The 25923-nt window shown below is 71.2% G+C and carries 23 protein-coding genes; 19 read left to right on the top strand and 4 right to left on the bottom strand.

Features of this window, described 5'->3' with window-relative positions:
• The first annotated feature begins 35 nt into the window (after positions 1-35).
• A complete protein-coding gene (locus ACGFYH_RS06875) occupies positions 36-587 on the top strand; it encodes an HIT family protein (RefSeq protein WP_393802074.1) in 552 nt (183 codons plus the stop codon).
• 19 nt (positions 588-606) lie between these two features.
• Here ACGFYH_RS06875 and ACGFYH_RS06870 read toward each other — a convergent pair whose 3' ends face one another.
• Together ACGFYH_RS06870 and ACGFYH_RS06865 are read right to left on the bottom strand one after the other, a co-directional pair.
• Positions 607-2268, bottom strand: a complete 1662-nt coding sequence (locus ACGFYH_RS06870) for a hypothetical protein (protein WP_393802073.1) — start codon at positions 2266-2268, stop codon at positions 607-609.
• Between the two features lie 234 nt (positions 2269-2502).
• Positions 2503-4710: an elongation factor G-like protein EF-G2 gene (locus ACGFYH_RS06865; RefSeq protein ID WP_393802072.1), complete on the bottom strand. Its 2208-nt coding sequence runs from the start codon at positions 4708-4710 to the stop codon at positions 2503-2505.
• A 211-nt stretch (positions 4711-4921) separates the two neighbouring features.
• On the opposite strand from ACGFYH_RS06865, the gene pgsA reads away from it, so the two are divergent.
• The 15 genes from pgsA (at position 4922) to relA (ending at position 20376) form a co-directional block, all read left to right on the top strand.
• Positions 4922-5647 (top strand): phosphatidylinositol phosphate synthase, encoded by a 726-nt coding sequence (gene pgsA / locus ACGFYH_RS06860; protein WP_393802301.1) that lies wholly within the window; start codon positions 4922-4924, stop codon positions 5645-5647.
• On the top strand, positions 5644-6630 hold the full coding sequence (locus tag ACGFYH_RS06855; RefSeq protein ID WP_393802071.1) for a phosphatidylinositol mannoside acyltransferase: 987 nt from the start codon (positions 5644-5646) through the stop codon (positions 6628-6630). The genes pgsA and ACGFYH_RS06855 overlap by 4 nt, the downstream gene beginning before the upstream one ends.
• A complete protein-coding gene (locus ACGFYH_RS06850; protein ID WP_393802070.1) occupies positions 6627-7790 on the top strand; it encodes a glycosyltransferase family 4 protein in 1164 nt (387 codons plus the stop codon). Before ACGFYH_RS06855 ends, ACGFYH_RS06850 begins: the two co-directional genes overlap by 4 nt.
• 63 nt (positions 7791-7853) lie before the next feature.
• On the top strand, positions 7854-8396 hold the full coding sequence (locus ACGFYH_RS06845) for a hypothetical protein (RefSeq protein WP_393802069.1): 543 nt from the start codon (positions 7854-7856) through the stop codon (positions 8394-8396).
• A 110-nt stretch (positions 8397-8506) separates the two neighbouring features.
• Positions 8507-9418, top strand: coding sequence for a pyridoxal 5'-phosphate synthase lyase subunit PdxS (gene pdxS / locus ACGFYH_RS06840; RefSeq protein WP_393802068.1), 912 nt, complete (start codon positions 8507-8509; stop codon positions 9416-9418).
• A 12-nt stretch (positions 9419-9430) separates the two neighbouring features.
• Positions 9431-10039 (top strand): pyridoxal 5'-phosphate synthase glutaminase subunit PdxT, encoded by a 609-nt coding sequence (gene pdxT, locus ACGFYH_RS06835; RefSeq protein ID WP_393802067.1) that lies wholly within the window; start codon positions 9431-9433, stop codon positions 10037-10039.
• A gap of 48 nt (positions 10040-10087) precedes the next feature.
• Entirely contained in the window at positions 10088-10840 is a 753-nt protein-coding gene (locus tag ACGFYH_RS06830; RefSeq protein WP_393802066.1) for a YebC/PmpR family DNA-binding transcriptional regulator, read from the top strand.
• A gap of 190 nt (positions 10841-11030) precedes the next feature.
• A complete protein-coding gene (ruvC, locus tag ACGFYH_RS06825; protein ID WP_393802065.1) occupies positions 11031-11597 on the top strand; it encodes a crossover junction endodeoxyribonuclease RuvC in 567 nt (188 codons plus the stop codon).
• Positions 11594-12199, top strand: a complete 606-nt coding sequence (gene ruvA / locus ACGFYH_RS06820) for a Holliday junction branch migration protein RuvA (protein ID WP_393802064.1) — start codon at positions 11594-11596, stop codon at positions 12197-12199. The genes ruvC and ruvA overlap by 4 nt, the downstream gene beginning before the upstream one ends.
• Positions 12200-12254: 55 nt before the next feature.
• Positions 12255-13328, top strand: coding sequence for a Holliday junction branch migration DNA helicase RuvB (gene ruvB, locus ACGFYH_RS06815; RefSeq protein WP_393802063.1), 1074 nt, complete (start codon positions 12255-12257; stop codon positions 13326-13328).
• A gap of 175 nt (positions 13329-13503) precedes the next feature.
• Positions 13504-14010, top strand: a complete 507-nt coding sequence (gene yajC / locus ACGFYH_RS06810) for a preprotein translocase subunit YajC (RefSeq protein WP_393802062.1) — start codon at positions 13504-13506, stop codon at positions 14008-14010.
• Positions 14011-14142: 132 nt separating this feature from the next.
• On the top strand, positions 14143-15942 hold the full coding sequence (gene secD / locus ACGFYH_RS06805; protein WP_393802061.1) for a protein translocase subunit SecD: 1800 nt from the start codon (positions 14143-14145) through the stop codon (positions 15940-15942).
• 3 nt (positions 15943-15945) lie between these two features.
• Positions 15946-17076, top strand: a complete 1131-nt coding sequence (gene secF, locus ACGFYH_RS06800) for a protein translocase subunit SecF (protein WP_393802060.1) — start codon at positions 15946-15948, stop codon at positions 17074-17076.
• On the top strand, positions 17073-17621 hold the full coding sequence (locus ACGFYH_RS06795) for an adenine phosphoribosyltransferase (protein WP_393802059.1): 549 nt from the start codon (positions 17073-17075) through the stop codon (positions 17619-17621). Before secF ends, ACGFYH_RS06795 begins: the two co-directional genes overlap by 4 nt.
• Positions 17622-17832: 211 nt before the next feature.
• Positions 17833-20376: a GTP pyrophosphokinase gene (relA, locus tag ACGFYH_RS06790; RefSeq protein ID WP_393802058.1), complete on the top strand. Its 2544-nt coding sequence runs from the start codon at positions 17833-17835 to the stop codon at positions 20374-20376.
• Between the two features lie 260 nt (positions 20377-20636).
• Here relA and ACGFYH_RS06785 read toward each other — a convergent pair whose 3' ends face one another.
• Both ACGFYH_RS06785 and ACGFYH_RS06780 read right to left on the bottom strand, forming a co-directional pair.
• Positions 20637-21866 (bottom strand): DUF349 domain-containing protein, encoded by a 1230-nt coding sequence (locus ACGFYH_RS06785; RefSeq protein WP_393802057.1) that lies wholly within the window; start codon positions 21864-21866, stop codon positions 20637-20639.
• Between the two features lie 135 nt (positions 21867-22001).
• Positions 22002-22853, bottom strand: coding sequence for a peptidylprolyl isomerase (locus ACGFYH_RS06780; protein WP_393802056.1), 852 nt, complete (start codon positions 22851-22853; stop codon positions 22002-22004).
• A gap of 183 nt (positions 22854-23036) precedes the next feature.
• Here ACGFYH_RS06780 and ACGFYH_RS06775 point away from each other — a divergent pair, with 183 nt between their 5' ends.
• From ACGFYH_RS06775 to ACGFYH_RS06765, 3 genes are all read left to right on the top strand, one after another.
• A complete protein-coding gene (locus ACGFYH_RS06775) occupies positions 23037-23744 on the top strand; it encodes an MBL fold metallo-hydrolase (protein ID WP_393802055.1) in 708 nt (235 codons plus the stop codon).
• Between the two features lie 13 nt (positions 23745-23757).
• Complete coding sequence (gene hisS, locus ACGFYH_RS06770) at positions 23758-25020, top strand: histidine--tRNA ligase (protein ID WP_393802054.1); 1263 nt, start codon at positions 23758-23760, stop codon at positions 25018-25020.
• Between the two features lie 201 nt (positions 25021-25221).
• Positions 25222-25884, top strand: a complete 663-nt coding sequence (locus tag ACGFYH_RS06765; RefSeq protein WP_393802053.1) for a vitamin K epoxide reductase family protein — start codon at positions 25222-25224, stop codon at positions 25882-25884.
• The last annotated feature ends 39 nt before the right edge of the window (positions 25885-25923 follow it).

Raw genomic sequence — 25923 nt, 5'->3', positions numbered from 1 at the left:
CCCCGCCGCCGTGGGCGACGCCATATGCTGCACGCATGACGAGTGAGCCGGAGCAGCAGCTGGGAGTGGGGACGCGGGACGCGTTCCAGCGCCTGTGGACGCCCCACCGGATGGCCTACATCCAGGGCGAGAACAAGCCGAGCGGCCCCGGAGCCGACGACGGCTGCCCCTTCTGCTCGATCCCGGCCAAGTCCGACGAGGACGGTCTGATCGTCCGGCGCGGTGAGCACGTGTACGCGGTGCTCAACCTGTACCCGTACAACGGCGGCCACCTGATGACCGTGCCGTACCGCCACGTCGCCGACTACACCGAGCTGAACACCGTGGAGACCGCGGAGCTGGCCGAGCTGACCAAGCAGGCGATGACGGCCCTGCGCACCGCGTCCGGCGCCCACGGCTTCAACATCGGCATGAACCAGGGCTCGGCGGCGGGCGCGGGCATCGCGGCCCACCTCCACCAGCACGTCGTGCCCCGCTGGGGCGGCGACACGAACTTCATGCCGGTGGTCGGCCACACGAAGGTGCTTCCGCAGCTGCTGGGCGACACCCGCGAGATGCTGGCCGAGGCGTGGCCCTCCGCCGCGTAGCGACGCGGGGCCACCGGGCCTACGCGTTGTAGAGGTCGGCCTTCCCCGGCGTCGGGTCCTGCACGGCCGTGCTGAGGAACGCCGAGCGCGACCCGAACTTCTCCGTGTCCACGCCGTTCTCGTCCAGCACCCTGATCGCCGCCGCGTGCACCACCCGCAGCACCGGTGCCGCCGCCCGCAACGCGTCGTCGGCCATGAAGCGGTGCCGCCACGGCTGGTCGGCCCACGCGTGCCGCAGTCCGAAGGGCTCCGGGAGCCCGATCGTGCCGCCCAGCCAGTTCAGCAGCGGCGGGTACCAGGTGAGCGGGGCGCGGACGGCGAGCCGTACCACCTCGTTCGCGGGGACCAGGGGAAGCATCACCTTGCGCGTCTCCCACGGCTTGAACGACTTGCTGACCTCCTTCGAGGGCGCCTCCGGCTTGGCGGTGAACAGCGGGTTGACCGGACCCAGCGCGTGGCCGGTCACCTCGATGCGCAGCGTCTCGTGCAGCACGGTCACCGTGATCAGCATGGTGATGACCAGCTGGCCGTCCCACAGCGTCCACTGGACGCCCAGGTAGTGCCGGTCACCGGCCCCGAACTGCTGCTTGTTGCAGATCTCCTGTATCGCGTGCGGCTTGACCTGGTACGCCTCGACGTCCGTGCCCTCCGGACGGGACACCGCCTTGGCGCCCTCCCCGATCGGCGTGACGATCCAGTGCCGTATGGACGGCTTCGTGAAACCGCCGGTGTTCAGCGGGCCGCGCTCCAGCATGCGCAGCTGGTCGTGGATGGAACGTATGACGTCCCAGCTGCGGAAGGGGTGGATCTCCCGGGTGGGATCGGCGGGCACCAGATTCTCGGCGAGCTGCCAGCTGCCCCAGCGGGTGCCCATGCCGAGTATGCCCTTGGGGCCGGCGTAGAAGACCGAGTTGGACTGCTGCTCGGCGCCGAGCTTGGCCAGGGACTGGCGCAGCTGCTCGGCCGCGGTCTCGTCGGGATGGCTGGGCACCGCCTCGGGGACCTTGGCACCGACTCCGCTGCCCGACAGCAGACCGTCCCAGCGCTCCCGCAGGTCCCTGGCGGTGCCCTCGCAGATGCGCTTGGCCCAGAACCAGCCCACGACCGGCATGACGACCGCGGCGCGCGCGTACCAGGCCCAGAAACCGGAGAAGGGCATCTTGACGAGGAACAGCGCGGCCAGCGCGGCGATCGCCACGAGGACCGCGGCGCCCAGCGCCCCGGCCTGCCGGTTCTCCGCCTTGGCGACGGTGGTGCGGATCTGGAAGCCGAGCAGCCAGACCAGCATGCCCGGCAGGAACAGCAGACCGCACAGCACGATCACCGTGGCCAGCCGCGCGTCGCGCGCCCTGCGGATGCCGTTGGCCGCCAGGCAGTGCTCGACGACCACCTGCGGTTCCGCGCCGAAGGACTGGATCAGGGGCTTGCGGCCACTGCCCAGCATGCGGTCGGCCACCGCCCGGGAGAAGGCCTCGCCGAGGTTGGGACGGAAGAGCGTGGCCCAGGAGCGGCCCGCGTTCAGGGTCGTCTGGTGCCACTCGTTGTCGGCCTTCTTGATGTCCGCCAGCTCGCTGTCCCGGTAGGCGGCCGAGGCCAGCGCGAAGGTGGCCGTCTGGCCGCCGTCGTCCGTACGCGGCACCTGCGGTCCGAAGAAGTCCGCGTAACCGCCGTCAACGGTCATTCCCGCCCCCGATCGCCACCATTGTCGCTCCTGCGGCCTTCCCGACTTCCCTGCCCCGCACACCTGTTGATCTCGTCATCAGCGTATCCGCCGCCACCGGCACGCGTCACCGGACGCCCGAAGGCGCCCTCGTGCGCGCGGGCCGGCCGCCGCACGCGCCGTCGCACGCCGGGGTGGCGCGGCTCCGGCGCGGACTACCCCCCCCCGGGCGGCCCGCGCCGGTCGCGGGACGCGCTACGAGGCCGCCCGCACCTCCTCCCGCAGCCGGTCCGCGACCTGCGCCGGCATCGGTTCGTGTCGCGCGTACCGGCGGTCGAAGCGCGCGGTGCCGTGCGAGAGGGAGCGCAGGTCCACCGCGTAGCGGCCGATCTCGATCTCCGGCACCTCGGCCCGGACCAGGGTCCGGCCGCCGCTGGTCTGCTCGGTGCCGAGCACCTTGCCGCGCCGTCCCGACAGGTCGCTCATCACGGCGCCCACGTAGTCGTCGCCGACCAGTACGCTCACCTCGGCCACCGGCTCCAGCAGATGGATCCTCGCCTGTGCGGCGGCCTCCCTGAGCGCCAGCGCGCCCGCCGTCTGGAACGCGGCGTCGGAGGAGTCCACCGAGTGCGCCTTGCCGTCCAGCAGCGTGATCCGCACGTCGATCAGCGGGTGGCCCGCGGCGACCCCCTTGGCAGCCTGCGCGCGCACGCCCTTCTCCACGGACGGGATGAACTGCCGGGGCACCGCGCCGCCGACCACCTTGTCCACGAACTCGACGCCCGAGCCGCCGGGCAGGGGCTCCACCTCGATCTCGCAGACGGCGTACTGGCCGTGCCCGCCGGACTGCTTCACGTGCCGTCCGCGCCCGGCCCCCCGGCCGCCGAACGTCTCGCGCAGGGAGACCCGGTGGGGGACGACGTCGACCTGGACGCCGTAGCGGCTGCGCAGTCGTTCCAGCGCGACGTCGGCGTGCGCCTCGCCCAGGCACCACAGGACCACCTGGTGCGTGTCCTGGTTGTGCTCCAGACGCATCGTCGGGTCCTCGGCGGCCAGTCGCGCCAGTCCCTGGGAGAGCTTGTCCTCGTCGGGTTTGCTGTGCGCCTGGATGGCGAGCGGCAGCAACGGGTCGGGCATCTCCCACGGGGCCATCAGCAGCGGGTCGTCCTTGGCCGAGAGCGTGTCCCCGGTCTCCGCGCGGCTCAGCCTGGCCACGCAGGCGAGGTCGCCCGCGATGACGTGCGTGACCGGCCGCTGCTGTTTGCCGAACGGCGTCGACAGGGCGCCGATCCGCTCGTCCGCCTCGTGGAGGGCGCGGTCCTCGTGCCCGCGGCAGGCCAGCCCGTGTCCCGAGACGTGCACCGTCTGGTCGGCGCGCAGGGTGCCGGAGAAGACGCGGACCATCGAGATCCGGCCGACGTACGGATCTGAGGACGTCTTGACGACCTCCGCGACCAACGACTCGCCGGGATCGCACATCCGCAGCTCGCGCCCGGCGCCGTCCGGCGTCGTGACCCGGGGGGCCGCGCGCTCCAGGGGTGTCGGGAACCCACGCGTGATCAGGTCCAGGAGTTCGACCGTGCCCAACCCCTGCCGGGCGCCGCCGGCGGCCGGAGCGGCGGCCAGGACGGGGAAGAACACCCCGCGCGCGACGGCCCGTTCCAGACCCTCGACGAGCGTCCTGACGTCGACCTGATCGCCGCCGAGATAGCGCTCCATGAGGGTCTCGTCCTCGCTCTCCGAGATGATCCCCTCGATCAGCATGGAGCGGGCCTCGTCGAGCTGCGGCAGCTCCGCCTCGCCCGGCTCCGACTCCACGCGCTCGCCCGAGGCGTAGTCGAACAGCTTCCGCGACAGCAGCCCCACGAGCCCGGTCACGGGCGCGTGCCCGTCGGGGGCGGGCGGGCCGTGCAGCGGCAGGTACAGCGGCAGCACGGCGTCGGGGTCGTCCCCGCCGAAGGCCTCCGCGCAGACGCGTGTCATCTCCTCGAAATCCGCGCGGGAGGCCTCGAGGTGCGTGATCACGATGGCGCGCGGCATGCCGACGGCGGCGCACTCCTCCCAGACCGTGCGGGTCGAGCCGTCCACCCCGTCGGAGGCCGAGACGACGAAGAGGGCGGCGTCCGCCGCACGCAGACCGGCCCTCAGTTCACCGACGAAGTCGGCGTACCCCGGAGTGTCCAGGAGGTTGATCTTGATGCCGTCCCATTCGACCGGCACCAGGGAGAGCTGCACGGAGCGCTGCTGCCGGTGCTCCATGTCGTCGTAGTCGGAGACGCAGCCGCCGTCCTCCACGCGGCCCGCCCGGTTCACCGCTCCCGCCGTGAGCGCGAGAGCCTCCACCAGAGTCGTCTTGCCCGATCCGGAGTGGCCGACCAGCACCACGTTCCGTACGGACGTGGGATGGTCGGCCGCCGTCGCCCTTCCGGCGGCTCCGGGATGGGTGTGTGCCTTGTCGCCCATGTCCTTGCCTCCCGTGCACGGTGAGGTCACTGTGGGCGCGGACACGCGGCACCGCGTGCACTGGCGGCTCCGGCGACGCCCGCGGTTCTTCGAGCTTTCCACTCCCGTCCCGCCGCGTCCATACGGAGGCCCCGATCCCGCCGCCCACCGGGCGGCTCCCCGAGGGCTCGGGGTGCCGCCCGGCCACCGTCCACGCGCGCGCGTGACTACGATGGGCCAGCCGGTGGCCAGCAAGGGCCGCACGGCCACACCGACCGTCGGGAAGGCCATGCTGAACAAGTACGCGCGTGCATTTTTTACGCGTGTCCTCACACCGTTCGCCGCGTTTCTCATCCGCCGGGGCGTCAGCCCGGACACGGTCACGCTCCTCGGCACCGCCGGTGTGGTCGTGGGTGCGCTGGTCTTCTACCCCATGGGTGAGTTCTTCTGGGGCACGGTGGTGATCACGCTCTTCGTCTTCTCCGACCTCGTCGACGGCAACATGGCCCGCCAGCTCGGCCGCTCCAGCCGCTGGGGCGCGTTCCTGGACTCCACGCTGGACCGGGTCGCCGACGGCGCGATCTTCGGCGGCCTCGCCCTGTGGTACGCGGGCGGCGGTGACGACAACGTGCTGTGCGCCGTGTCGATCTTCTGCCTGGCCAGCGGTCAGGTCGTGTCGTACACCAAGGCGCGCGGCGAGGCGATCGGTCTGCCGGTCGCCGTCAACGGGCTGGTCGAGCGCGCCGAGCGGCTCGTCGTCTCGCTGGTCGCCGCGGGCTTCGCCGGGCTGCACAAGTTCGGGGTGCCCGGCATCCAGTACCTGCTGCCGACCGCGCTGTGGATCGTCGCCGTCGGCAGCCTCGTCACGCTGGTCCAGCGGGTCGTCACGGTCCGCCGGGAGGCAGCCGAGGCGGACGCCGCGGCCCAGGAGAGCCAGGGCACCGAGGCGGCGAAGTGAGCGCTCGGGACCGGCTGACCGACGGCCTGTACGGCGCCGGCTGGGGCACGGTGAAGAAGCTCCCCGAGCCCGTCGCCGTACGCCTCGGCCGCGGCATCGCGGACCTCGCCTGGAAGCGGCGCGGCGCGGGTGTGCGCCGCCTGGAGAGCAACTACGCGCGCGTGGTGCCCGACGCGGGTCCCGAGCGGCTGGCAGCCCTCTCGCGCGCGGGCATGCGCTCGTACCTGCGCTACTGGATGGAGTCGTTCCGGCTCCCGGCGTGGAGCACCGAGCGGATCAGGAGCGGCTTCTCCCCCGAGGACCTGCACCATCTGACCGACGGCATGGCCGCGGGCAAGGGCGTGGTGCTCGCCCTGCCGCACCTGGCCAACTGGGACCTCGCCGGCGCCTGGGCCACCACGCACCTCGGCATCCCGTTCACCACGGTCGCCGAGCGCCTCAAGCCGGAGACCCTCTACGACCGGTTCGTCGCCTACCGCGAGGGCCTCGGCATGGAGGTCCTGCCGCACAGCGGCGGCACCGCGTTCGGCACGCTGGCCCGGCGGTTGCGCGACGGCGGCCTGGTCTGCCTGGTGGCCGACCGCGACCTGTCCGCATCCGGCGTGGAGGTCGGCTTCTTCGGCGAGACGGCCCGGATGCCGGCCGGCCCCGCCCTGCTCGCCCAGCAGACCGGCGCACTGCTGCTGCCGGTGACGCTCTGGTACGACGACTCGCCCGTCATGCGGGGCCGGGTGCACCCGCCGGTCGAGGTGCCCGAGTCAGGCACCCGGGCCGAGAAGACGTCCGTCATGACACAGGCGCTGGCCGACGCCTTCGCCACGGGGATCGCCGACCACCCGGAGGACTGGCACATGCTCCAGCGCTTGTGGCTGAAGGACCTCGACCCCGCCAAGGCCCCCCGGCCGGACGCGACCCCCCGGCCGGACGCGACCCCCCGGCCGGACACGACCCCCCGGGCGGCCGACGGGCGGGGCGCGTCGTGAGGATCGGCATCGTCTGCCCGTACTCCTGGGACGTGCCGGGCGGCGTCCAGTTCCACATCCGGGACCTCGCCGAGTACTTCATCCGGCTCGGCCACGAGGTGTCCGTCCTCGCTCCCGCCGACGACGACACCCCGCTGCCCCCGTACGTCGTCTCGGCCGGCCGCGCGGTGCCCGTGCCGTACAACGGCTCGGTGGCCCGGCTGAACTTCGGCTTCCTGTCGGCGGCCCGGGTACGCCGCTGGCTGCACGACGGCGCCTTCGACGTCATCCACATCCACGAGCCGACCTCGCCCTCGCTGGGTCTGCTGACCTGCTGGGCGGCCCAGGGCCCGATCGTGGCCACCTTCCACACCTCCAACCCGCGCTCCCGGGCGATGATCGCCGCGTACGCGATCCTCCAGGCCGCCCTGGAGAAGATCAGCGCCCGGATCGCCGTGAGCGAGTACGCCCGCCGCACGCTCGTCGAGCACCTCGGCGGGGACGCGGTCGTCATCCCCAACGGCGTCGACGTCGGCTTCTTCGCGGGCGCGGAGCCGAAGGCCGAGTGGCAGTCGGACACCATCGGCTTCATAGGGCGCATCGACGAACCCCGCAAGGGCCTTCCGGTACTCATGCGGGCCCTGCCCCGGATCCTCGCCGCCCGCCCGCAGACCCGGCTGCTGGTGGCGGGGCGCGGCGACGAGAAGGAGGCCGTCGAGAGCCTGCCCGGGGAACTGCACTCCCGTGTGGAGTTCCTCGGCATGGTCAGCGACGAGGACAAGGCCCGCTTCCTGCGCAGCGTCGACCTGTACGTGGCGCCCAACACCGGCGGCGAGAGCTTCGGCATCGTCCTCGTCGAGGCCATGTCGGCCGGCGCCCCCGTCCTCGCCTCCGACCTCGACGCCTTCGCCCAGGTCCTCGACCAGGGGGCGGCGGGCGAGCTGTTCCCCAACGAGGACGCGGACGCCCTGGCCGACGCGGCGGTGCGGTTGCTGGCCGACCCGGAACGCCGGACCGCGCTGCGGGAGCGGGGCAGCGCCCACGTACGGCGCTTCGACTGGTCCACGGTCGGCGCGGACATCCTGTCCGTCTACGAGACGGTCGCCGCGGGAGCGGCGGCGGTGGCGACGGACGACCGGGCGACGGGGCTGCTGGCGCGCTTCGGACTGGCGAGGGACTGACCCGCCCGCGCACGGGGCCCGGGGCGGGGTCCTCGCTGACGCCCACCGATAGGGTTGCGCCCCGTGACCGCAACCCTCATCTGGATCCTGGTCGTCCTCGTCGCCGTCGGCCTGTACCTGAGCTGGACGGCGGGCCGCCTGGACCGGCTGCACGCCCGGATCGACGCCGCCCGTGCCGCTCTGGACGCGCAACTGCTGCGCAGGGCGTCCGTGGCCCAGGAACTCGCCACCTCCGGGGTGCTCGACCCCGCCGCCTCCATCGTCCTGTACGAGGCCGCACACGCCGCCCGGCAGGCCGAGGAGGAGCCGCGGGAGGTCGCCGAGAGCGAGCTGAGCCAGGCCCTGCGAGCCGTGTTCGCCGAGCCGCAGCAGGTGGACGCCCTGCGCGAGGCGCCCGGGGGAGAGGCGGCGGCCCACGAACTGGCCGAGGCCGTGCGGCGCGTACCGATGGCCCGGCGCTTCCACAACGACGCGGTGGGAGCCGCCCGCAGGCTGCGCGAACACCGCAAGGTCCGCTGGTTCCGCCTCGCCGGACACGCGCCCTTCCCGCCGGCCTTCGAGATGGACGACGAGCCGCCGGCCGCCCTGGTCGAACGGGCCGCGTAGCGCACTCCGCACCGAAAACGATCCACCGCCTTCCCATTGGCCCTTGCTGTGGCCTGGTCCTCTCGCGTTTGCTCGTTGCTGCACAAACCCCTTCCCTCAGCGAGGTACCCGTGTCCAGCACGCTCTCCGAAAACCAGGCACCCGAGACCGGCACCGCCCGCGTGAAGCGCGGTATGGCCGAACAGCTCAAGGGCGGCGTCATCATGGACGTCGTCACGCCGGAGCAGGCGAAGATCGCCGAGGACGCGGGCGCCGTCGCCGTCATGGCCCTGGAGCGGGTCCCGGCCGACATCCGCAAGGACGGCGGCGTGGCCCGCATGTCCGACCCGGACATGATCGAGGGCATCATCGGCGCCGTCTCGATCCCCGTGATGGCCAAGTCCCGCATCGGCCACTTCGTGGAGGCCCAGGTCCTGCAGTCCCTCGGCGTCGACTACATCGACGAGTCCGAGGTGCTCACCCCGGCCGACGAGGTCAACCACAGCGACAAGTTCGCCTTCACGACCCCGTTCGTCTGTGGCGCCACCAACCTCGGTGAGGCCCTGCGCCGGATCGCCGAGGGCGCCGCGATGATCCGCTCCAAGGGCGAGGCCGGCACCGGCAACGTCGTCGAGGCCGTCCGTCACCTGCGCCAGATCAAGAACGAGATCGCCCGGCTGCGCGGCTACGACAACAACGAGCTGTACGCCGCCGCCAAGGAACTGCGCGCCCCCTACGAGCTGGTCCGGGAGGTCGCCGAGCTGGGCAAGCTGCCGGTGGTGCTCTTCTCCGCGGGCGGCGTCGCCACCCCGGCCGACGCCGCGCTCATGCGCCAGCTCGGCGCCGAGGGCGTCTTCGTCGGCTCCGGCATCTTCAAGTCCGGCGACCCGGCCAAGCGGGCCGCCGCCATCGTGAAGGCGACCACCTTCTACGACGACCCGAAGATCATCGCGGAGGCGTCCCGCAACCTCGGCGAGGCCATGGTCGGCATCAACTGCGACACCCTCCCCGAGACCGAGCGCTACGCCAACCGCGGCTGGTAAGGCACGGAACCCATGAGTGACACCCCCGTCATCGGTGTCCTGGCGCTCCAGGGCGACGTACGGGAGCACCTCGTCGCCCTGGCCGCGGCCGACGCCGTGGCCAGGCCGGTCAGGCGCCCCGAGGAACTCGCCGGGGTGGACGGTCTGGTCCTGCCCGGCGGCGAGTCCACCACCATCTCGAAACTGGCCGTCCTCTTCGGAGTGATGGAACCCCTGCGCGCCCGCGTGCGGAGCGGTCTGCCCGTCTACGGCACCTGCGCCGGCATGATCCTGCTGGCCGACAAGATCCTCGACCCGCGCTCCGGGCAGGAGACGGTCGGCGGCATCGACATGATCGTGCGCCGCAACGCCTTCGGCCGGCAGAACGAGTCCTTCGAGGCCGCCGTCGACGTCGAGGGCGTCGAGGGCACCCCTGTGGAGGGCGTCTTCATCCGCGCCCCCTGGGTGGAGTCCGTGGGCGCCGCGGCCGAGGTGCTCGCCGAGCACGACGGCCACATCGTCGCGGTCCGCCAGGGCAACGCGCTGGCCACGTCGTTCCACCCGGAACTGACCGGCGACCACCGCGTGCACCGCCTCTTCGCCGACATGGTGCGCGCGAACCGGGCGGCTCAGTCCTTGTAGGATTCCCGAGTTCGTTGCAGAGATGGGTTACGCGAAGGAGACAGGCAGATGTCCGGCCACTCTAAATGGGCTACGACGAAGCACAAGAAGGCCGTGATCGACGCCAAGCGCGGCAAGCTCTTCGCGAAGCTGATCAAGAACATCGAGGTCGCGGCGCGCATGGGCGGCGTCGACATCGAAGGCAACCCGACGCTGTACGACGCCATCCAGAAGGCGAAGAAGCAGTCGGTCCCGAACAAGAACATCGACTCCGCGGTCAAGCGCGGCGGCGGCCTGGAGGCCGGTGGCGCCGACTACGAGACGATCATGTACGAGGGCTACGGCCCGAACGGTGTCGCGGTGCTCATCGAGTGCCTCACCGACAACCGCAACCGCGCCGCCTCCGACGTCCGCGTCGCCATGACCCGCAACGGCGGCTCCATGGCCGACCCCGGCTCGGTCTCCTACCTGTTCAACCGCAAGGGCGTCGTGATCGTACCCAAGGGCGAGCTGGGCGAGGACGACGTCCTCGCCGCCGTCCTGGACGCGGGTGCGGAGGAGGTCAACGACCTCGGCGAGTCCTACGAGGTGCTCAGCGAGGCCACCGACCTGGTCGCCGTCCGCACCGCCCTCCAGGACGCCGGCATCGACTACGAGTCCGCCGACGCCAACTTCGTCCCGACCATGCAGGTCGAGCTGGACGAGGAGGGCGCGCGGAAGATCTTCCGGCTCATCGACGCCCTGGAGGACAGCGACGACGTGCAGAACGTCTTCGCCAACTTCGACGTGAGCGACGAGGTCATGGAGAAGGTCGAAGCCTGACGGGCCCCTGCGCAGCGGGCCGACGGGGACACATCCCGTCGGCCCGTCGCTCTGTCGGTGCCACCCGATAACCTGACGCATGTCAGAGATCACCGTCCGCGGACCGCAACCACCGATCGAGCGACCCCGATGGTGACCGGCCGGGTCCGCGAGAGCGGCGGCGGTTCAGCCGCGAAGAGGGAGGCGGGCCTTGCGCGTACTGGGGGTGGACCCGGGGCTGACCCGCTGCGGGGTCGGCGTCGTGGAGGGGGTCGCGGGCCGGCCGCTGACCATGATCGGCGTCGGCGTCGTCCGTACGCCCGCGGACGCGGACCTCGGCCACCGCCTCGTCGCCGTCGAGCAGGGCATCGAGCGGTGGCTGGACGAACACCGGCCGGAATGCGTCGCCGTGGAGCGCGTCTTCAGCCAGCACAACGTCCGCACCGTCATGGGCACCGCCCAGGCCAGCGCCGTCGCCATCCTGTGCGCCTCCCGACGCGGCCTTCCCGTCGCCCTGCACACGCCGAGCGAGGTCAAGGCGGCCGTCACCGGCAGCGGACGCGCAGACAAGGCGCAGGTCGGTGCCATGGTCACCCGCCTGCTGCGGCTCGACGCGCCGCCCAAGCCGGCCGACGCCGCCGACGCCCTCGCACTCGCCATCTGCCACATCTGGCGCGCTCCCGCGCAGAACCGGCTCCAGCAGGCGGTCGCCCTGCACGAAGCACAGGGCCCGCACCGCCCGCGGACCCCCCACCCGTCGAAAGGCCGTACCGCATGATCGCCTTCGTCAGCGGCACCGTCGCCGCCCTCGCACCCGACGCCGCGGTGGTCGAGGTCGGCGGTGTCGGCATGGCCGTCCAGTGCACGCCCGACACCCTCTCGGCCCTGCGGCTCGGCAAGCCCGCCAAGCTCGCCACCTCCCTCGTCGTCCGCGAGGACTCGCTCACCCTCTACGGCTTCGCCGACGACGACGAGCGCCAGGTCTTCGAGCTGCTCCAGACGGCCAGCGGCGTCGGCCCCCGCCTGGCCCAGGCGATGCTCGCCGTGCACCGCCCCGACGCCCTGCGCAGGGCCGTCTCCACCGGCGACGAGAAGGCGCTCACCGCCGTCCCCGGCATCGGTAGGAAGGGGGCGCAGAAGCTGCTCCTGGAGCTGAGGGACCGGCTCGGCGAGCCCATCGGCGCCCCCGCCGTCGGCGCCCCGGTCAGCACCGGCTGGCGCGACCAGCTGCACGCCGCCCTGATCGGTCTGGGGTACGCGACCCGCGAGGCCGACGAGGCCGTCACCGCCGTGGCGCCGCAGGCGGAGGCCGCCGAGGGCACACCGCAGGTGGGCCAGTTGCTCAAGGCCGCCCTGCAGACGCTGAACCGCGCCCGCTGACCGCGGCCGCCGAACCGCGCCCGACGCCAGCCACCACCGACCCACGAGGCACACCATGAACTGGGACGACACGACCGACGCAGAGGCCGCCGCCGAGCGGTTGGTGGGCGCTGTCGCCGACGGCGAGGACCAGGCCGTTGAGGCGGCCCTGCGTCCCAAGGACCTGGGCGAGTTCATCGGCCAGGAGAAGGTCCGCGAACAGCTCGACCTGGTGCTGCGCGCCGCACGCGCACGCGGGGCGACCGCCGACCACGTGCTCCTCTCCGGCGCTCCCGGCCTCGGCAAGACCACCCTCTCGATGATCATCGCGGCCGAGATGGAAGCCCCCATCCGCATCACCTCCGGTCCCGCCATCCAGCACGCCGGCGACCTCGCGGCGATCCTCTCCTCGCTCCAGGAGGGCGAGGTGCTCTTCCTCGACGAGATCCACCGCATGTCGCGGCCCGCCGAGGAGATGCTCTACATGGCGATGGAGGACTACCGCGTCGACGTGATCGTCGGCAAGGGCCCGGGCGCCACCGCCATTCCCCTGGAACTGCCCCCGTTCACCCTGGTCGGCGCCACCACGCGCGCGGGGCTGCTGCCGCCCCCGCTGCGTGACCGCTTCGGTTTCACCGCCCACATGGAGTTCTACGGACCGGCCGAACTGGAGCGCGTCATCCACCGCTCCGCCGGCCTGCTCGACGTCGAGATCGATCCCACCGGCGCCGCCGAGATCGCCGGACGCTCCCGCGGCACCCCTCGCATCGCCAACCGCCTGCTGCGCCGGGTGCGCGACTACGCCCAGGTCAAGGCCGACGGCCTGATCACCCAGGAGATCGCCGCGGCCGCCCTCGCGGTCTACGAGGTCGACGCCCGGGGGCTGGACCGTCTCGACCGGGGCGTGCTGGAGGCCCTCCTCAAGCTGTTCGGCGGCGGACCGGTCGGCCTGTCCACGCTCGCCGTGGCCGTGGGGGAGGAGCGTGAGACAGTGGAAGAGGTCGCCGAGCCCTTCCTCGTACGGGAGGGCCTGCTCGCCCGTACCCCACGCGGGCGGGTCGCCACGCCGGCCGCATGGGCGCATCTCGGCCTCACCCCGCCGCGCTCGCAGACGTCCGGAAACGGACAACAGGACTTGTTCGGGGCGTGACGGCCCGGTCGCGAGGGGCACATTCGCCGGAGCAGGAACCCCGGTGCCATGCTGAGCGTTGTTCCATGCGCGCGGACTCCCTTAGACTCCGCCGATGCCGCCCTAGCCGGTGGCGTACACACCCCCAACCATCAGGCCGCTCCCCATCGCGGTCGTGTGAAGGAAGTACCGACCCGTGAGTCTCGTGACCCTCCTCCCGTTCATCGTGCTCATCGGGGCCATGTTCCTGATGACCCGGTCGGCGAAGAAGAAGCAGCAGCAGGCCGCCAACATGCGCAACGAGATCCAGCCCGGATCCGGTGTCCGCACCATCGGGGGCATGTACGCCACGGTCAAGGAGGTCAACGAGGACACGGTCCTTCTCGACGCCGGCCCGGGTGTGGAACTGCTCTTCGCCAAGAACTCCATCGGTGCCGTCCTCACCGACGACGAGTACAACCGCATCGTCCACGGCATCGAGCACGACCTGAAGTCCGACGCGGACGTCGTGCCGGACGACGCCTCCTCCCTCACCGAGACCGACGCCCCCGCCGACGCCGTCTCCGACGACAAGTCCGTCGACCTCGGCAAGAAGGACGCGGACGACGAGCCGGCCGAAGAGCCGACGGCCGACGCCGCGCCCGCCGAGGCGAAGACGGACGAGAAGGCGAAGAAGTCCGACGGCGGTTCCGAGGCGAAGTAGGCCGCGCCCCGGGGTGCGCGGGAGGCTCCCGCGTGCCCCGCGTGATGCGCGGCTCGCACGGACCCGGACACCATGTGATGGCCGCCGTGACGCCTTCTGGGCGCGAAGCGGCCCGAGAGGGAGTACGCAAAGGTGGTAGCACCTAAAAAGGGAAAGAGTGCGAGCGCTCAGAGTAAGCCCGGGCGCTCGCTGGCCCTGATCCTGATCGCCATCGTGGCGCTCACCGGAGGCATGTTCGCCTCGGGACACACGACTCCGCGTCTCGGTATCGACCTGGCCGGCGGCACGAGCATCACACTCCGGGCGGTCCCGGAGGCGGGCCAGGAGTCCGCGATCAACAAGACCAACATGGACACCGCGGTCGAGATCATGAACCGCCGTGTCAATGGGCTGGGCGTTTCCGAGGCCGAGGTCCAGACCCAGGGCGACCGGAACATCATCGTCAACATCCCCAAGGGCACGAACTCGAAGGAAGCCCGGCAGCAGGTCGGTACCACCGCCAAGCTGTACTTCCGTCCGGTCCTGGCCACCGAGCTGTCCGGCGCCGGCGCGACCGGCAGCCCCTCGCCGAGCGAGACGGGCGGCGCCTCGGACAAGGCGACCGACAAGGCGACCGACAAGGCCGCCGACGGGGACAAGGCCGCCGACGGGGACAAGGCGAGCGGCACGCCGTCCGATTCCGCCTCGGCCGGCGCCACCACCCAGGGCCGCGCCGCCAGCGACGCCCTGAAGGCCGACCCCAGCCCGTCCGCGAAGAGCTCCGACGGCGCCTCCCCGTCCCCGAGCGCCAGCGCCCCCGGCGACGACGCCACCGCCAAGCTGCAGCAGCAGTACGCGGCCCTGGACTGCACCGACGAGGGCGCCCGCGCCAAGGCCGGCGACGGCGCCCGGCCGGGCGACTCGATGGTGGCCTGCGGCCAGAACTCGCAGGGCCAGTGGCAGAAGTACATCCTCGGCCCGGCGGCGGTCGACGGCACCGACGTGGACGAGGCCGACGCGGTCTACAACACGCAGACCGCCGCCGGCTGGACCGTGACGATGAAGTTCACGGACAAGGGCAGCAAGAAGTTCGCGGACATCACCGGCAAGCTGGCGCAGAACCAGTCTCCGCAGAACCAGTTCGCCATCGTCCTGGACAACGAGGTCGTCTCCGACCCGTACGTGAGCCAGGCGCTCACCGGCGGCAACGCGGAGATCTCCGGCAGCTTCGACCAGGAGGAGGCCCAGGGCCTCGCCAACATGCTGTCCTACGGCGCGCTGCCGCTGACCTTCAAGGAGGACAGCGTCACCACCGTCACCGCCGCGCTCGGCGGTGACCAGCTCAGGGCCGGTCTGATCGCGGGCGCGATCGGCCTCGCCCTGGTCGTCCTCTACCTGCTGTTCTACTACCGCGGCCTGTCGTTCATCGCCGTCTGCTCGCTGCTGGTCTCGGCCGGCCTCACGTACGTGATCATGGCGCTGCTCGGCCCGACCATCGGCTTCGCGCTGAACCTGCCGGCCGTGTGCGGCGCCATCGTCGCCATCGGCATCACGGCGGACTCGTTCATCGTGTACTTCGAACGCGTCCGCGACGAGATCCGGGAGGGCCGCACCCTGCGCCCCGCCGTCGAGCGGGCCTGGCCGCGCGCCCGGCGCACCATCCTGGTCTCCGACTTCGTGTCCTTCCTCGCCGCCGCGGTGCTCTTCGTCGTCACCGTCGGCAAGGTGCAGGGCTTCGCGTTCACGCTGGGTCTGACGACCCTGCTCGACGTGGTGGTGGTGTTCCTGTTCACCAAGCCGCTGCTGACGCTGATGGCCCGGCGGAACTTCTTCGCGAGCGGTCACAAGTGGTCCGGCCTCGATCCCAAGGCCCTGGGTGCCAAGCCTCCGCTGCGCCGCACCCGCCGTCCGTCCCGTCCTGCCGCCGGCCCTGTCGACCCGAAGGAGGCGTGAGAGATGTCGAAGCTCGGCAACCTCGGCGCCCGACTGCACCACGGCGAGGTCGGCTACGACTTCGTCAAGAACCGCAAGATCTGGTACGGCATCTCGATCCTCATCACCATCACCGCCATCGTCGGCCTGGCGGTGCGCGGACTGCACATGGGCATCGAGTTCCAGGGCGGTGCGGTCTTCACCACCCCTAAGAACATGAGTGCCTCGGTCTCCCAGACCGAGACCTGGGCGGAGGAGGCCTCCGGCCACGACGCGATCGTCCAGAAGCTCGGCGACGGCAGCCTCCGTATCCAGATCGCGGGCACCGACACCCAGCAGTCGGACCGGATCAAGGAGGAGCTCTCCAAGGACCTGGACGTACCGGCGGAGAAGATCAACGCCGACCTGGTCGGCCCCAGCTGGGGTGACCAGATCGCGAACAAGGCCTGGCAGGGTCTCGGGATCTTCATGGTCCTCGTGGTGATCTACCTGGCGATCGCGTTCGAGTGGCGCATGGCGCTCGCCGCGTTCGTCGCGCTGATCCACGACATCACCATCACGGTCGGCATCTACGCCCTCGTCGGCTTCGAGGTCACACCCGGCACGGTGATCGGTCTGCTGACCATCCTCGGATACTCGCTCTACGACACGGTCGTCGTCTTCGACAGCCTGAAGGAGCAGACGCGGGACATCACCAGGCAGACCCGCTGGACCTACGCCGAGGTCGCCAACCGGTCGATCAACAGCACCCTGGTGCGCTCCATCAACACCACGGTGGTCGCGCTGCTGCCGGTCGGCGGTCTGCTGTTCATCGGCGGCGGTGTCCTCGGTGCCGGCATGCTCAACGACATCTCGCTGTCGCTGTTCGTCGGTCTCGCCGCGGGCGCCTACTCGTCGATCTTCATCGCCACGCCGCTCGTCGCCGACCTCAAGGAGGCCGAGCCGCAGATGAAGGCCCTCAGGAAGCGGATCCTCGCCAAGCGTGCCCAGGCGACCGCCAAGGGTGAACCGGCGGAGTCCGCGGTCGGCGAGCAGCGGTACGCCGACGACGGGGCCGACGAGTCCGGCGACGCGGCTCCCGCGGTCGTCGGCCCCCGCAACCAGCCCGCGTCCCGCGGCAGGGGCCGCGGCCGTCCCTCGGGAAAGCGCCGATGACCGGCACGACCGACGTCTCCGAGCTGCTCCTCAGCCGCATCCGGGACGTGGCCGACCACCCGGAGCCGGGCGTGGTGTTCAAGGACATCACCCCGCTCCTGGCGGACCCGGTGGCGTTCGCCGCCCTGACCGACGCCCTCGCCGAGGTCGCCGGGGCCACCGGCGCCACGAAGGTCGTCGGTCTGGAGGCCCGCGGCTTCATCCTCGGCGCCCCGGTCGCCCTGCGGGCGGGCCTCGGCTTCATCCCCGTACGCAAGGCGGGCAAGCTCCCCGGAGCCACCCTCAGCCAGGCGTACGACCTGGAGTACGGCTCCGCCGAGATCGAGGTGCACGCCGAGGACCTGAGCGCGGGCGACCGCGTGCTGGTCGTCGACGACGTCCTCGCCACCGGCGGTACCGCCGAGGCATCGCTGGAGCTGATCCGCCGGGCCGGCGCCGAGGTCGCGGGCCTCGCCGTCCTGATGGAGCTGGGCTTCCTCGGCGGGCGGGCCCGACTGGAGCCGGCCCTGGCCGGGGCCCCGCTGAAGGCGCTGCTCACGGTCTGAGAACGCCGCGACCGTGAGCGGGCGCGGGGAGCGCGCTCGCAGCGCCCGTCACGCCCCTGAGGCGGGCCCGGAGGAATCCGGCGCCCGCCTCAGGCGTTGCAGGGGTTGACGGCCCCCACAGCGGCCTGAAGGCGATGCTGCGGCGCAGGATCGCTACCATGGGGTTTCCGGAGCCTGACCGGGGGACCCGGATCGCGCACGAGGAGTCCTCTTGCCAGACGAGGCCCAGCCACTGACCGCCGCTAAGCCCGAGTCCGCCTCGGCGTCCGCGGCGAAGCCCGCGCCGAGCGCGCCCCAGGCGAAGAACGACACGCACGGGCCGATCCAGCACGCCCCGTCCGCGCCGGTCGACAAGCCGGCCGAGCAGCAGGCGCGTCCCAAGCAGCTGCCGCCCGAGCGCCCGCAGAACGCGCCGGTGGTCCGCGCGCCCGCCGGGCAGCCCGCCCGCTCCGGCTCCTCCAACCGCGTGCGCGCCCGGCTGGCCCGCCTCGGCGTCCAGCGCGCGAACCCGTACAACCCGGTCCTGGAGCCGCTGCTGCGCATAGTGCGCGGCAACGACCCCAAGATCGAGGCGGCGACCCTGCGCCAGATCGAGCGCGCCTACCAGGTCGCCGAACGCTGGCACCGCGGCCAGAAGCGCAAGAGCGGCGACCCGTACATCACGCACCCGCTCGCCGTCACCACCATCCTCGCCGAGCTGGGCATGGACCCGGCCACACTGATGGCCGGGCTGCTGCACGACACCGTCGAGGACACCGAGTACGGCCTGGAGGACCTGCGGCGCGACTTCGGCGACGTGGTCACCCTGCTCGTCGACGGCGTCACCAAGCTGGACAAGGTCAAGTTCGGCGAGGCCGCGCAGGCCGAGACCGTGCGCAAGATGGTCGTCGCCATGGCCAAGGACCCGCGCGTCCTGGTCATCAAGCTCGCCGACCGCCTGCACAACATGCGCACCATGCGCTACCTCAAGCGCGAGAAGCAGGAGAAGAAGGCGCGCGAGACCCTGGAGATCTACGCGCCGCTCGCCCACCGGCTGGGCATGAACACCATCAAGTGGGAACTGGAGGACCTCGCCTTCGCGATCCTCTACCCCAAGATGTACGACGAGATCGTCCGCCTGGTCGCCGAGCGCGCCCCCAAGCGCGACGAGTACCTCGCCGTCGTCACCGACGAGGTCCAGCAGGACCTGCGCGCGGCCCGCATCAAGGCGACCGTCACCGGCCGTCCCAAGCACTACTACAGCGTCTACCAGAAGATGATCGTCCGCGGCCGGGACTTCGCGGAGATCTACGACCTGGTGGGCATCCGCGTCCTGGTGGACACCGTCCGCGACTGCTACGCGGCCCTCGGCACGGTCCACGCCCGCTGGAACCCGGTTCCGGGGCGGTTCAAGGACTACATCGCGATGCCCAAGTTCAACATGTACCAGTCGCTGCACACGACGGTCATCGGGCCCGGAGGCAAGCCGGTCGAGCTGCAGATCCGCACCTTCGACATGCACCGCCGCGCGGAGTACGGCATCGCCGCGCACTGGAAGTACAAGCAGGAGGCCGTCGCCGGCGCCTCCAAGGTCCGCTCCGACGCGCCCAGGTCGTCCGGCAAGGGCAAGGACGACCACCTCAACGACATGGCATGGCTGCGCCAGCTCCTCGACTGGCAGAAGGAGACCGAGGACCCCGGGGAGTTCCTGGAGTCCCTGCGCTTCGACCTCTCCCGCAACGAGGTCTTCGTCTTCACCCCCAAGGGCGACGTCATAGCGCTCCCCGCCGGGGCCACCCCCGTGGACTTCGCCTACGCCGTCCACACCGAGGTCGGCCACCGCACCATAGGAGCGCGGGTCAACGGGCGCCTGGTCCCGCTGGAGTCCACCCTGGACAACGGCGACCTGGTGGAGGTCTTCACCTCCAAGGCGGTCGGCGCGGGCCCCTCCCGCGACTGGCTCGGCTTCGTCAAGTCACCGCGCGCCCGCAACAAGATCCGCGGCTGGTTCTCCAAGGAGCGCCGCGACGAGGCGATCGAGCAGGGCAAGGACGCCATCGTCCGCGCGATGCGCAAGCAGAACCTGCCGATCCAGCGCATCCTGACCGGCGACTCCCTGGTCACGCTCGCCCACGAGATGCGCTACTCGGACATCTCCGCCCTGTACGCGGCGATCGGCGAGGGGCATGTCTCCGCGCAGAACATCGTGCAGAAACTGGTCCAGGCGCTCGGCGGCGAAGAGGCCGCCACCGAGGAGATCGACGAGTCGGTCCCGCCGGCCCGGGGTCGCGGCCGCAAACGCCGGACCAGCGCCGACCCGGGCGTCGTCGTCAAGGGCGTCGACGACGTGTGGGTCAAGCTGGCCCGCTGCTGCACGCCCGTGCCCGGCGACCCCATCATCGGCTTCGTCACCCGCGGCAGCGGGGTGTCCGTGCACCGCAGCGACTGTGTGAACGTGGACTCGCTGTCCCGGGAGCCCGAGCGCATCCTCGAGGTCGAGTGGGCGCCCACCCAGTCCTCGGTCTTCCTGGTCGCCATCCAGGTGGAGGCCCTGGACCGCTCCCGGCTGCTGTCGGACGTCACCCGGGTGCTGTCCGACCAGCACGTCAACATCCTCTCGGCGGCGGTGCAGACCTCGCGCGACCGCGTCGCCACCTCCCGCTTCACCTTCGAGATGGGCGACCCGAAGCACCTCGGCCACGTCCTGAAGGCCGTACGCGGCGTGGAGGGCGTCTACGACGTGTACCGGGTGACGTCGGCGCGCAGGCCGTCCTAGGCAGGCCCTGTCGTCGAACTCCCGTCTGCCCGGCGATGTCATGCACGCCCTCTCGCCGTACCGGGCCCTGACCCGGGTACATCCGGTACGAGGCCCGGGACCCGGCACGCCGAGAGCACGCACCCGACGCCGCGGGGCCGCCCTCCGGGCGACGACGCGAGTTGACGGCAGGAGCTAAGGCCCCGGCGGCCGTGCAGCGACACGAGAGGGGCTCCCGCACGCGCCGTGCGGGAGCCCCTCTCGTGTGCCGTCGAGCCCGGTCAGCCGCCGAACTCGTGCAGCCCCCTGAGTGCCTGGTCCAGGAGCGCCTGCCGGCCCTCCAGCTCGCGTGCCAGCTTGTCGGCCTTGGCGTCGTTGCCCTGGGCGCGCGCCTGCTCGATCTGGGAGCGCAGCTTGTCCACGGCGGCCTGGAGCTGACCGGTCAGACCCTCGGCACGCGCGCGTGCCTCCGGGTTGGTCCGGCGCCACTCGGCCTCCTCGGCCTCCTGGAGCGCCCGCTCGACCGCGTGCATCCGTCCCTCGACCTTCGGCCGGGCGTCGCGCGGCACGTGGCCGACGGCCTCCCAGCGCTCGTTGACCGAGCGGAACGCGGCACGGGCCGCCTTCAGGTCGGTGACCGGGACGAGCTTCTCGGCCTCCTCGGCCAGCCCCTCCTTGACCTTCAGGTTCTCCGCCTGCTCGGCGTCCCGCTCGGCGAAGACCGAGCTGCGGGCGGCGAAGAACACGTCCTGGGCGCCGCGGAAGCGGTTCCACAGGTCGTCCTCGTGCTCGCGCTGGGCACGGCCCGCGGCCTTCCACTCGGACATCAGGTCGCGGTAGCGCGCGGCCGTCGGTCCCCAGTCCGTCGAGCCCGACAGCGCCTCGGCCTCGGAGACCAGCCGCTCCTTGGTCCGCCGGGCCTCTTCGCGCTGTGCGTCGAGCTGCGCGAAGTGCTGCTTGCGGCGCTTGGAGAACGCGGAGCGCGCGTGCGAGAAGCGGTGCCACAGCTCGTCGTCGGACTTGCGGTCCAGGCGCGGCAGGCCCTTCCAGGTGTCGACCAGGGACCGCAGCCGCTCACCGGCCGCCCGCCACTGGTCCGAGCGGGCCAGTTCCTCGGCCTCGGCGACCAGTGCCTCCTTGGCGCCCCGCGCCTCGTCGGACTGCTTGGCACGCTGGGCCTTGCGCTCCTCACGCCGTGTCTCCACGAGTACGACGAGCTTGTCCAGCCGGACCCGCAGGGCTTCCAGGTCGCCGACCGCGTGGTGCGCGTCCACCTGCTCGCGCAGATGGCCGACGGCGGCCTGGGCGTCCTTCGCCGACAGATCGGTGGTCCGCACCCGCTTCTCGAGGAGGCCGATCTCGACAACCAGGCCTTCGTACTTGCGCTCGAAATAGGCCAGCGCCTCCTCGGGGGAGCCTGCCTGCCAGGAGCCGACGACCTTCTCGCCGTCGGCCGTACGCACGTACACGGTCCCCGTCTCGTCGACGCGGCCCCACGGGTCGCTGCTCACAGCGCCTCCTCCACATGATGCCGACGGAGGGCTTCGCTACCCCCGGGCATCGTCCACAGTTTCGTCACGGCCAACATAGGCGACCGGCGGGGGGCCTGTCCGCATCCCGCACGACCGAACTTCCGCTGATGAGGGTCAGGATTTCGTGACGGTGGCCTTGTCGATCACGACCGTCGCGTTGGGCGCGGTGTTCCCCGTCGTGGGGTCGGCCGCCTGGGCTCCCGCGGCCGCGATCTTCTTGAGAACCTTCATCCCCGCCTCGGACACGGTGCCGAAGGGCGTGTAGTCGGGCGGCAGCTGACTGTCCTGGTAGACCAGGAAGAACTGGCTGCCTCCGGTGTCGCGCCCCTGCTGCGCCTGGGGGTTGTACTGGTTGGCCATCGCGACCGTGCCCGCCGGGTACACGTTGCCCTTGAGACTCTTGTCCTTGAGGTTCTCGTCGGGAATGGTGTAGCCGGGTCCGCCCGCGCCCGTGCCCTGCGGGTCACCGCACTGCAGGACGAAGATCCCGGTGTCGGTGAGCCGGTGGCACTTGGTGTGGTCGAAGTAGCCCTTGCCGGCCAGGAAGTCGAAGGAGTTGACGGTGTGCGGCGCCGCCTTCGCCTTCAGCGCGATGTCTATGTCACCGCAGGTCGTCGCCAGCTTCATCGTGTAGTCCGCCGACTTGTCGATGGTCATCGCAGGTTCCTTCTTCCAGGTCTGCGTTTTGACCTTGCCCTCGGCGGGCTTGTCGCACGGGTCCGGCGCCTTGCTCGGAGCCGAGGCGCTCGGGCCGACCTCAGCGTTCGCGTTCGTCTTGTCGTCGTCGTCCCCCAGGACCACGCCGGTCGTGTACAGCGCGACGCTGCCGATCACAATCACGCCGAGCACCGACGCGATCGCGGCGTTGCGCATGCGCGCCCTGCGCCGCGCGGAGGTGCGTCGCTGCTGCTGCCGCAAGAACTTCTCCCGGGCGAGCTGACGCCGCCGCTGCTCCTGGGTGACCACCGGGTTCTCTCCTCATGCGTCTTCGTGTGCCGACCGGTACGCGTGGGTGCGATGAGCCGACCGTGGGCGTGTAGCCCCGTACCGTATATGGGTTCGCTGAGGAATCGGCACCGCCGGTAGGCTCTGACCATGGGCGCGACCCGTTCGCAAGCCCGCCCGAACCGACACAAACGAAGGACGATCGTGCTCATTGCCGGGTTCCCCGCCGGTGCCTGGGGGACGAACTGCTATCTCGTCGCCCCCGCCGCCGGTGAGGAGTGCGTGATCATCGATCCGGGCCACCAGGCGGCCCCCGGAGTCGAGGAAGCGATCAGGAAGCATCGGCTCAAGCCCGTCGCCGTCGTCCTCACCCACGGCCACATCGACCACGTCGCCTCGGTCGTCCCGGTGTGCGGCGCGCACGACGTGCCGGCCTGGATCCACCCCCACGACCGGTACATGATGAGCGACCCCGAGAAGGGGATCGGCCGCAGCATCGGCATGCCGCTCATGGGCGAGCTGACCGTCGGCGAGCCGGACGACGTCAAGGAGCTGACCGACGGCGCGAAGCTGGCGCTCGCGGGCCTGGAGCTGACGGTCGCGTACGCACCGGGCCATACCAAGGGGTCGGTGACCTTCGGCCTGCCCGAGGCGGCGGACGTCCCGCCGGTCATGTTCTCGGGCGACCTGCTGTTCGCCGGCTCCATCGGACGCACCGACCTCCCCGGTGGCTCCATGGACGACATGCTCGAGTCCCTGGCCCGCGTGGTCCTGCCACTCGACGACTCCACCGTGGTGCTGCCCGGTCACAACGACTACACGACCATCGGCCGGGAACGCGCCACCAACCCGTATCTGCGGCAGGTGGCCGCCGGCCAGGGCGCCTTCGAAGCGCCCCGACGAGGAATGTGACGAGAGACCTTCCGTGAGCACCTTCAAGGCCCCCAAGGGCACGTACGACCTGCTGCCGCCCGACTCCGCCAAGTTCCTGGCGGTCCGTGAGGCGATCGCGGCCCCGCTGCGCAACTCCGGCTACGGCTACATCGAGACGCCCGGCTTCGAGAACGTCGAGCTGTTCGCGCGCGGGGTCGGTGAGTCGACCGACATCGTGACCAAGGAGATGTACGTCTTCGAGACCAAGGGAGGCGACCGGCTCGCCCTGCGCCCGGAGACCACGGCCCCGGTCCTGCGCGCGGTCCTGGAGGCCAACCTGCACAAGGCGGGCAACCTGCCGGTGAAGGTCTGGTACTCGGGCTCGCAGTACCGCTACGAGCGCCCCCAGAAGGGCCGTTACCGCCACTTCTCCCAGGTCGGTGCCGAGGCGATCGGCGCCGAGGACCCGGCGCTGGACGCCGAACTGATCATCCTGGCCGACCAGTCGTACCGCGACCTGGGTCTGCGGAACTTCCGCATCCTGCTCAACAGCCTGGGCGACCAGGAGTGCCGCCCCGTCTACCGGGCCGCGCTCCAGGACTTCCTGCGCGGCCTGGACCTGGACGAGGAGACCCTGCGCCGCGCCGAGATCAACCCGCTGCGTGTCCTGGACGACAAGCGCCCGGACGTGCGGAAGCAGCTGACCGACGCCCCGCTGCTGCGCGACTACCTGTGCGACGCCTGCAAGGCGTACCACGAGGAGGTGCGCGAGCTGATCACGGCGGCGGACGTGGTCTTCGAGGACGACCCGAAGCTGGTCCGCGGCCTCGACTACTACACGCGCACGACGTTCGAGTTCGTCCACGACGGCCTCGGCTCGCAGTCCGCGGTGGGCGGGGGCGGCCGCTACGACGGCCTGTCCGAGATGATCGGCGGTCCCTCGCTGCCGTCCGTCGGCTGGGCTCTCGGCGTCGACCGCACCGTCCTCGCGCTGGAGGCGGAGGGCATCGAACCGGACATCCCGTCCGCCACCTCCGTCTTCGCGGTCCCGCTCGGGGAGGAGGCCCGCCGGATCCTCTTCGCCAAGGTCACCGAGCTGCGCAAGAACGGCGTCGCCGCCGACTTCTCCTACGGCGGCAAGGGCCTCAAGGCCGCGATGAAGGCCGCCAACCGCTCGGGCGCCCGCTACACCCTGGTCCTCGGCGAGCGCGACCTGGCCGAGGGCGTCGTCCAGCTCAAGGACATGGCGTCCGGCGAGCAGAGCGCGATCGGCGTCAACGAGATCGTGGCGGAGCTGGAGTCGAGGCTCGGCTAGCAGACCTGCACGCCTCGTCACCTCCAGGGGTGCGCGTTCTCGTTCGCGCGTGCCCCTGGGGAACGCCTGTTGGCCGGAACACACGCCACGGAGTGACCGTCGATCCGTTCATATGTTCATTGAACGGTGGTCATACAGGGTGGTGCGGCACAATGGCCCTGCCCGAAGCAGGTCCGACTCTCCAGTGACGGAATCGGCGTGATGAGCAAGACGACAGTGAAGGACGTCCCCACCGTGGCAGAGTCCGCGCCGGACCCCACCGCCGGAACACCGCGCACCGAGGGCGGCAGCCGCGCGCTCGCACTGCTGCTGGTGATCACGGGCGCGGCCGGCCTGCTCGCCGCGTGGGTCATCACGATCGACAAGCAGAAGCTGCTCGAGGCCAAGGTCGCCGGCACGACCTTCACGCCCGGCTGCAGCCTCAACCCCGTCGTCTCCTGCGGCAGCGTCATGGAGAGCGACCAGGCCTCCGTCTTCGGCTTCCCCAACCCGATGCTCGGCCTCGCCGCCTACGCCATCGTGATCTGCGTCGGCATGAGCCTGCTCGCCCGCGCCGCCTTCCCGCGCTGGTACTGGCTCACCTTCAACGCCGGCTGCCTGTTCGGCGTCGGATTCGTGTCGTGGCTGCAGTTCCAGTCCCTGTACCGGATCAACGCGCTCTGCCTGTGGTGCTGCCTGGCCTGGGTCGCGACCATCCTGATGTTCTGGTACGTGACGTCCTTCAACGTCCGCAAGGGCTTCCTGCCCGCGCCGGGCTGGCTGCGCGGGTTCTTCGGCGAGTTCACCTGGGTCCTGCCGGTGCTGCACATCGGCATCATCGGCATGATGATCCTCACCCGCTGGTGGGACTTCTGGACCAGCTGACGGGCGTCTCGCTTGTCAGTGCGGTCATTTAGGGTTCAG

This window comes from Streptomyces sp. NPDC048392 (assembly GCF_043200575.1).
Taxonomy (GTDB): domain Bacteria; phylum Actinomycetota; class Actinomycetes; order Streptomycetales; family Streptomycetaceae; genus Streptomyces.
This window is presented reverse-complemented; position numbering and strand designations above follow the sequence as displayed.